The following is a 7,627-nucleotide window of genomic DNA, read 5'->3' as shown; positions in this document are numbered from 1 at the left end:
AGCCATTTTATTTGAATTTTGAAACTGCCCCTAAACTAACAACGATTACAAGGGCTGAAAACAGTCAAATCTTTTAAAGTACCTGAGTAGTTACTTGTATTCTTAATTTTTTATTCTTAACAAACATTTGTTTCAGCGGCAGGTAAACAAATGTTTTGTCTTTTTATTCTTATTTAAGCGGGCTTATAGGCCATTATTTAAAGATTAAATTTCTGAAAATTCTTCAACCCAAGTAACGTTTTTAAAATTTTAGTTAAAATCTTAGCGTAAGATCATTACCTTACGCTGTTACCTTAAAATTCTATATATGCAAAAGAAATTTCTTATATTAGGCTTAAGTAGTCTCTTACTGTTTGGATCAGCAAATATGCTTTTCTCAGCAGACTATTCCACGCTTACCCACGTTCAGCAAAGCAAAACAGCAAAAGACCTGATAGGTCGCTGGGACATTACTATGGACGTTAATGGAAAGCCAACTCCTTCCTGGTTGGAAGTTAAGCTTTCGGGAACCCGTATTTTGGTAGGTTCATTTGTGGGAGCCTCCGGAAGTGCCCGTCCCATTGCCAAAGTAATTTTCAATAATGGTAAATTTAGTTTTGCTATTCCACCACAGTGGGAAGAAGGAGATCAGGATTTTAAAATTGAAGGTGAATTAGCAGGCGCTGAAATTAAAGGCACCATAGTTACCAGTGAGGGGAAAAAGTATAATTGGAAAGGTGTAAAAGCTCCATATCTGAAAAGCACTGCTACAGTTGTTTGGGCTAAACCTATTGAGCTATTTAATGGGAAAAATCTTACTGGTTGGAAGGCATTAGGTGAAAACCAATGGGTAGTTAAAAATAATATTTTAACTAGTCCGCGTTCTGGTTCTAATTTAATTTCGGATCAAAAGTTTGGTGATTTTAAATTGCACTTGGAATTTAAATATCCGAAGGGAAGTAATAGTGGAGTATATTTAAGAGGTCGTTATGAGGTGCAAATTGAGGACAGTCCTAAAGATGCACATCCTTCAAACGTATTGTTTGGAGGTGTTTATGGATTTTTAACCCCTAGTGAAATTGCTGCTTTAGGTCCTGATCAATGGCAGGTTTTTGATATTACGCTGGTTGGGCGCAGGGTAACAATAATAGCGAATGGAAAAACGGTGATTAGTAACCAGGAAATACCTGGGATTACGGGTGGTGCACTTGATAGCAACGAAGGAGAACCTGGGCCAATTTATATCCAGGGAGATCATGGTTCTGTAGAATTTAGAAAAGTTGTAATTACACCAGCAAAATAATGGTTTGCAATGAGAAAGAAGGGGATACCAATTGAAATGCCCCAAAAAGTCTAGACGAAATTAACAATTAAATATTTAATAGAGGAGCCCGGTATTGCATCGGGCTCCTTCTTTTTAGGTCAGCTTGTTTTTGTTTTTTTCCTCAATCCATAAAGACATATATTTAGTGCTGTTAGCCGTATGGTATTGCAAAAGCTGACCGAAGAAATTTTGATGTCGATGTACCCTTAAATTCAAGGTTAATGCCTTAATATAATCAATAAAAGACAGTTCAAATAGTGATTTTCCATACCGCTCATTGAGTATACGGATTCCTTTTTGTTGTGACATTAACCACCAGTCTCTGTTTTGATATAAATTTGCAGCATAGTCAATAAAAAGGTCCATATCATCGGCTATTGCCCCGTTCCAATCTAAATCTCCTCTCATTGCTTCGGCACCAACAACAGTAGTAATCGATGGGGTTCCTACTTGCATGGCATCAATAAGCTTCCCTTTTACCCCAGCGCCAAATTGTATAGGTGCAAGTAAGACTCTATGTCTTGAAATAGCTTCTCTTGCATCTTTTACACGACCATGAATAAGAAACTTTTCTTTTTCATTGTGAAGTTGCATCACTTTTTGAGCGGCATAGGCTCCGTAAATATGAAGTATTGCTGTTGGGGTTTTTTTTCTCAATGTGGGCCATATCTTTGTTTTTAATATTTGGAGGGTATGCCAATTGGGTTCGTGTAAAAAATTGCCAATAAAAACATAGCCTTCGCGTTCTTCAAAAGGTTTCCAATCTTGAACAGCTTTTTCAGTGAGTTCTTCTTCTAAAAAAGGTAAATAATAAATTAAAGCTGGGTCTACTTTAAACTTCGTTTCAAGGATTTTCATTTCTATTTCCGAGATCAACAGTGAAAGGTCGCAACGTAATATAGCAGCGATTTCTCTTTTTGCTAAATTAGTAAATAAATCAACTGATGCTATGGAATTGCCAGTTTTTACAGCTTGCTGTCTTGCATCACGTAAACAATGTAAATCTTCGGTGTCTAATAGTTTTAAGGCATCAGGACATTCCTGTTGAACCCTCCATCCATATTGTTCTTCAATCATAAAGCGATCAAAGAGGACAATAGCAGGGTTTATTTCCTTCAGAAAATGGTTAAAGCGCTGGTCATTTAGTTTGATCTCCTGTTCTACAACACCTAAATCTTTCAAATTAAAACTGAAATCACCCTTAGAGGCTGCAGAGGCAAAAAACACTTCATACCCTTCAGAAAGAAATAAATTGATCAATTGAATTATCCTTGTGCCCGCTGCCGAAGAGGTAGGTTCAGGCCATACCAATCCAATGATCAATATTCTTTTCGAGTTCATTTCTTTAAAATTTATGCAAATTAAATGTTTTTAACCCATAATTTTAAAACACTGTGATTATTCCTAAATTTGACAGGAAAGAATTTATTGATAACTCATGCTAGGATTAAAATTATTGACAGACCCACGTTGGGCAAATATTGCTGAATCGAATTTAGAAGAGATCTTGACAGACCATGCCTGGTGCGAACAAAAAGCTGCAACGAATGCTATTACGCTGATCGCAAATAATTCTGAGCACATGGATTTAGTAGAAGAGTTAACTGCTATTGCTATTGAAGAGATGCAGCATTTTCAAATGGTTGTTGACATTATTAAAAAACGTGGTTTTACCTTAGGGCGTGAGCGAAAAGATGATTATGTTGGCCGACTAGTAAAATTTAATCGTAAAGATGGGAGTAGAAATTCGGCTTTTATTGACCGTCTTTTATTTGCTGCAATGATAGAGGCGCGAAGCTGTGAACGTTTTCGTGTTCTTTCTTTAAACATTAAAGACAAGGATTTGGCTAAATTTTATCATGATTTAATGGTTTCTGAGGCAAACCATTATACTACATTTTTAAACTTTGCCCGTAAATACACCATCGATATTGATGTAGATGAAAGATGGAAAGAATGGCTTGAATTTGAAGGTGAACTGATACAAAGTTATGGTAATAAAGAGGCTATTCATGGTTAAAATTACGCTGTTTCTAATGCTAATTACGGTTGCTTGCCATGCGCAGTCCAGCTTTGTTCAATTAGCAACTAACAAAGGCAATATTACTTTGCTGTTATATGATCAAACCCCAAAACACAGGGATGCATTTTTGCTAAGTATTAAAAATGGTTTATTTAATAATGCAGCTTTTAATAGGGTAATTCAATCATTTGTAAGTCAGGGGGGAGAATTAGATGATACTATTCTGGAAAGGGAAAAACAGCATCCAGAATTGCCATTAAAGCGAATCGAAGCAGAAATAATTCCTGAACTTTTTCATAAAAAAGGGGCATTAGGTGCCGGGAGAAATGATAATCCACAGAAAAGTTCTTATTTGACCCAAATCTATCTTGTGTCAGGTAAAATTTTTACAGATCAGCAATTGGATGTTTTAGAACAAAAGAAAGGTTTTAAGTTTTCTTCGAAGCAACGTCAAGTATATAAAACTGTTGGAGGAATACCTCATCTTGATCACGATTACACTGTGTTCGGTGAAATAGTGGAAGGTATGGCTGTTGCTGATGCGATCAATTCGGCAATAACGAATAAAGAGGATCTTCCTAAGATACAAATTACCTTTTCCCCGAGAGTTCTTTCCAATAAAGAAAGCTTAAAATTTCGCAATTAATTCTATCAACATAGTAGATTTAATTATATCTTTACATGCCATAGCGTAAAGAAGTATTTTAAAATGACTCAGATAAATTATCAAAATACCAAGGAATATAAGATTTTAGAAAAAGAAAGCTACAGGATTTTGTTGGTAGGAGAGAGTCCGGAAATTGCTGAAGCGGTATTTGCAATGGAAAAACGGAACAAGGATATTGTTACTTCGCTGCTTTTGGAAGATGGTACCATTGAAGGAACACAATCAGTTTACACGCCGGAGCTAATTGCTGAATATGATTTGATCATATTAAAAGTTGCCAATACGGCTTTAAATCGTAAAATTCAACATATAGCCATAGAGAAAGGTATTTTAGTTTCGCTGATTGCAGATCAGCATTCAAAATTAGCTAGTATAAAAAGTTTTAATGTACGTGATGAGAAATATTGGAAGAAATTTGCTGGAAGATGTCTTTTTGCACTTGCATTTATTTTTTCTGGTCACGCTATATCTTCATTTTACCCCTTAACGAATCTTTTTACTGATTTTTGGACCTATGTGAGTGCTATTAAACTTGATGCTGTTTTTGGTTGGATGATTCTTGCCGGATTTTTTGCACAAATGGTCGATGGTGCCTTGGGGATGGGTTATGGCGTAATCTCTACTACAGTATTATTGTCGACGGGCCTAAATCCCGCAGCTATTAGCGGAAGTATTCATACGGCCGAAATGTTTTCCAGTGGAGCTTCAGGCTTTAGTCATTATAAATTTGGTAATATTAACAAGAAGCTTTTTAAAACTATAGTTTTTCCTGGTGTTCTGGGGGCAATTGTTGGCGCTATATTTCTCGTATACCTGGGTGAAAAATATGGTGACTGGTTACGTCCGATATTATCTATATATACGCTTCTTCTTGGGGTGCGTATATTAACAAATGCCTTCAAAAAGAAAAATGAAAGCAGGAAAGTTAAAAATGCAGGTTGGCTTGCCGGTGCGGGAGGATTTCTAGATTCTTTTGGAGGTGGTGGTTGGGGCCCACTGGTAACAAGTACATTAATTGCTAAAGGTAAAACACCAAGATATATCATTGGTACAGTAAGTTTAACTGAGTTCTTTGTTACTTTCGGTAGTGCACTTACATTCTTTGTCCTATTGGGCACCAGTCATATGCAGATTATTACTGGACTAATTATTGGTGGAGTTGTTGCTGCTCCAATTGCAGCAAGGCTTGCCGGAAAATTAAATTCTAAAACTATACTTATTTCTGTGGGTGCCCTGGTTATTATATCAAGTATCAGAACCATTTACAAAACTCTTTTTTAAGTAGATTAAGGATGGTAAAACAGGGTAAATTCATTGGTTAAAATAGGTATATAATACTTGTATATTAAACATATTTTAAATAGATTTAAAATCGAATATTTAAAATCTAATCAAATATTTTCATGGGCCAAAGGCATTTTATACTCCTCCTTTTTATGCTGTCGTCCATTGTAATAGTTATTGTGCAATGCACACAAATTAAAGAAAAAGATAGCAGGGGTGCCGCTTATGCAGGAAGCACTACCTGTAACAGTTGCCATAAAAACATCGCAGATTCCTATGCGCATAATGCACACTTTAATACTTCCGGTTTTTTAACCTCTGCTACAGCTACGGATAGTTTAACGCTGCCTATTGGGGAGTTTGTTTTTAATGAAAAAACCAAAGTTGGTATAGAAAAGCGAAAAGGGGGTTTATATCAAATTGCCTATATCAATGGAAAAGAGGTTAAAGCAGAAAGACTTGATTTTGTATTTGGAGCTGGTTTGAGTGCTTATACTTTTGCTTTTTGGTACGGGAAAAAGCTGATGCAGATGCCATTAAATTACCTGACCAAAGAACACCAATGGGTAAATAGTCCTGGCTTTCCAGCAGAACAGATTTATTTTGGCAGACCCATCATAGCCCGCTGTTTAGAATGTCACACTTCTTATGTTGATAAGAAATTGATCCAAACGAATGATTTAAAAGAAGAAGAGGAGTTTGTTAAGGGATCATTAATAGCAGGTATAGATTGTGAGCGTTGTCATGGGCCAGCAACTAAACATGTTGAATTTCATCAGCAAAATCCAGAGGTTAAAGAGGCAACGCACATGGTAAGTTATCAATCGCTACCATTAAGCCGTAGAATAGATATGTGTGGTGTTTGTCACTCCGGTATTGAGTTACAATCCTTAACGCCAACATTCTTCTTTAAACCAGGAGACACTTTAAGGAGTCTGCCTCAATACAGTGCCTTTACTGGTAAAGATCCTGATGTTCATGGAAACCAAAAACAATTACTGGAAGCAGGTCTTTGTTATATAATTGGAAAGACCGATTGTATTTCCTGTCATGAAATACACAATGAAAATAAAGTAAGTCTGAAAATCTATTCCCAGAAGTGTATCAGTTGTCACCAAAATGTGGCGCATACAAAGATAGAAGAGAAAGATAACGCGCTGTTGTCAACAAACTGTATCGACTGCCATATGCCTGTAAAGGAGTCTAGTGCAATTGGTTTCCAGGTTAGTAACAGTAAGGATAAGATTCCCTATAAGGTGAGAACTCACCGTATTGCTGTTTATAAAGACCTTTTAAAAGCCGAAAAATAAGTCTTATTCAAATTAAACTTTCTCAGCTATCTTTTTTATCACCTCATCAAGTTCTTTTGCACTTTGATTGACCATTGAAAATATTGATTTTATTGTAGCATCTATTTCCATTGAATCAAGTATTAAGGTTAAACCAATAATATTTGCAACTGGTTTTCTAAACACATGCGATTGCAAGTAAAAAAGTTGATTGAGTGTAAGTTCTGCATCGTTTAATGACTTTTTAGCAGTTTCCAAATCAATACTGGTTTGCATAAACTCCGTAATATCATTACCTATGCAAAGCATGCCAGCAGGTAAGTTATTATCATCAAACATAGCCCTGTATTCCCATTGGGTAATAATGTATCCACCATTTCCATCGTGTTTTCTTATAATTGCGGGGAAAACATGGCTAGGATTTTGGAAACATTTAGCAGAAACGGAATGGCATATTTCTAAGTCATCTGGATGTACAGTCACAGCGTAATGCTGACCTACCAACTGGCTACTAATCACATTGAATGAATTCTGGTACCGCTTATTAATATAAAGGTAGTTACTGTTCATATCAACAGCAATTAAATAGTATATACTAGAATTATTTAATAGTTTTTTTGCGTTTTCAAAATTTTGCATTTGCCTATGAATAGTTAATTCTCTTTTGATTTTAAATATGATGATATTTTATACGAAAATATTAAAAGTAACTCAAAATTACTGCTAGTTAACTGAATTTAAATAAAATGTCTTAACATTTCTGAAATAAACAAACTAATTGATTCAATATGGATACATTTTTTTATAGGTTTTAGCTTATGATGATTTCATTAATCTATCTAATTTATTAAAAGTGATAAAAATGTTTTATAAACTACTATCAAACAGTTATTTGTTTTTTTTGTTTGTCAAATTTTCATCTTTAATAAGCCTAAAAAATTGCGTTAATTACTTTTATTTCTTTGCTAATTTGTAACTACTCAGGTACCTCTATGATGAAGCAATAGTCAAGAAAGCATTTAAGATGGCCTGCTCATTTTTCTTGCAGGTGTCGGTAATAG

General features: G+C 35.3%; 7 protein-coding genes. 5 read left to right on the top strand and 2 right to left on the bottom strand.

Annotated elements, in window-relative coordinates; translation table 11 throughout:
- The first annotated feature begins 307 nt into the window (after positions 1-307).
- On the top strand, positions 308-1,282 hold the full coding sequence (locus AAKU52_RS16740; protein WP_354335660.1) for a 3-keto-disaccharide hydrolase: 975 nt from the start codon (positions 308-310) through the stop codon (positions 1,280-1,282).
- A gap of 114 nt (positions 1,283-1,396) precedes the next feature.
- Here the strand turns inward: AAKU52_RS16740 and AAKU52_RS16735 are convergent, their stop codons facing one another.
- Entirely contained in the window at positions 1,397-2,644 is a 1,248-nt protein-coding gene (locus AAKU52_RS16735) for a glycosyltransferase (RefSeq protein WP_354335658.1), read from the bottom strand.
- A 97-nt stretch (positions 2,645-2,741) separates the two neighbouring features.
- Between AAKU52_RS16735 and AAKU52_RS16730 the strand changes: the two genes are divergently transcribed.
- The 4 genes from AAKU52_RS16730 (at position 2,742) to AAKU52_RS16715 (ending at position 6,587) form a co-directional block, all read left to right on the top strand.
- Positions 2,742-3,323 carry a MiaE family protein gene (locus tag AAKU52_RS16730; RefSeq protein ID WP_354335657.1) on the top strand — a complete coding sequence of 194 codons (582 nt, stop codon included), beginning with the start codon at positions 2,742-2,744 and terminating at the stop codon, positions 3,321-3,323.
- Positions 3,316-3,972, top strand: coding sequence for a peptidylprolyl isomerase (locus tag AAKU52_RS16725; protein WP_354335656.1), 657 nt, complete (start codon positions 3,316-3,318; stop codon positions 3,970-3,972). The genes AAKU52_RS16730 and AAKU52_RS16725 overlap by 8 nt, the downstream gene beginning before the upstream one ends.
- Before the next feature lie 63 nt (positions 3,973-4,035).
- Positions 4,036-5,274: a TSUP family transporter gene (locus tag AAKU52_RS16720; RefSeq protein ID WP_354335654.1), complete on the top strand. Its 1,239-nt coding sequence runs from the start codon at positions 4,036-4,038 to the stop codon at positions 5,272-5,274.
- A gap of 155 nt (positions 5,275-5,429) precedes the next feature.
- Positions 5,430-6,587 carry a cytochrome c3 family protein gene (locus AAKU52_RS16715; protein WP_354335652.1) on the top strand — a complete coding sequence of 386 codons (1,158 nt, stop codon included), beginning with the start codon at positions 5,430-5,432 and terminating at the stop codon, positions 6,585-6,587.
- 12 nt (positions 6,588-6,599) lie between these two features.
- Here AAKU52_RS16715 and AAKU52_RS16710 read toward each other — a convergent pair whose 3' ends face one another.
- Positions 6,600-7,205, bottom strand: a complete 606-nt coding sequence (locus tag AAKU52_RS16710; RefSeq protein ID WP_354335651.1) for a PAS domain-containing protein — start codon at positions 7,203-7,205, stop codon at positions 6,600-6,602.
- Between the last annotated feature and the right edge of the window lie 422 nt (positions 7,206-7,627).

The organism is Pedobacter sp. CG_S7, assembly GCF_040544395.1.
GTDB lineage: Bacteria > Bacteroidota > Bacteroidia > Sphingobacteriales > Sphingobacteriaceae > Pedobacter.
This window is presented reverse-complemented; position numbering and strand designations above follow the sequence as displayed.

What these genes read in the sequence shown, in the direction of transcription:
- AAKU52_RS16735 (WP_354335658.1), bottom strand. Translation starts at nt 2,644, where the DNA reads ATGAACTCGAAAAGAATATTGATCATTGGATTGGTATGGCCTGAACCT.
- AAKU52_RS16740 (WP_354335660.1), top strand. Translation starts at nt 308, where the DNA reads ATGCAAAAGAAATTTCTTATATTAGGCTTAAGTAGTCTCTTACTGTTT.
- AAKU52_RS16720 (WP_354335654.1), top strand. Translation starts at nt 4,036, where the DNA reads ATGACTCAGATAAATTATCAAAATACCAAGGAATATAAGATTTTAGAA.
- AAKU52_RS16730 (WP_354335657.1), top strand. Translation starts at nt 2,742, where the DNA reads ATGCTAGGATTAAAATTATTGACAGACCCACGTTGGGCAAATATTGCT.
- AAKU52_RS16725 (WP_354335656.1), top strand. Translation starts at nt 3,316, where the DNA reads ATGGTTAAAATTACGCTGTTTCTAATGCTAATTACGGTTGCTTGCCAT.
- AAKU52_RS16715 (WP_354335652.1), top strand. Translation starts at nt 5,430, where the DNA reads ATGCTGTCGTCCATTGTAATAGTTATTGTGCAATGCACACAAATTAAA.
- AAKU52_RS16710 (WP_354335651.1), bottom strand. Translation starts at nt 7,205, where the DNA reads ATGCAAAATTTTGAAAACGCAAAAAAACTATTAAATAATTCTAGTATA.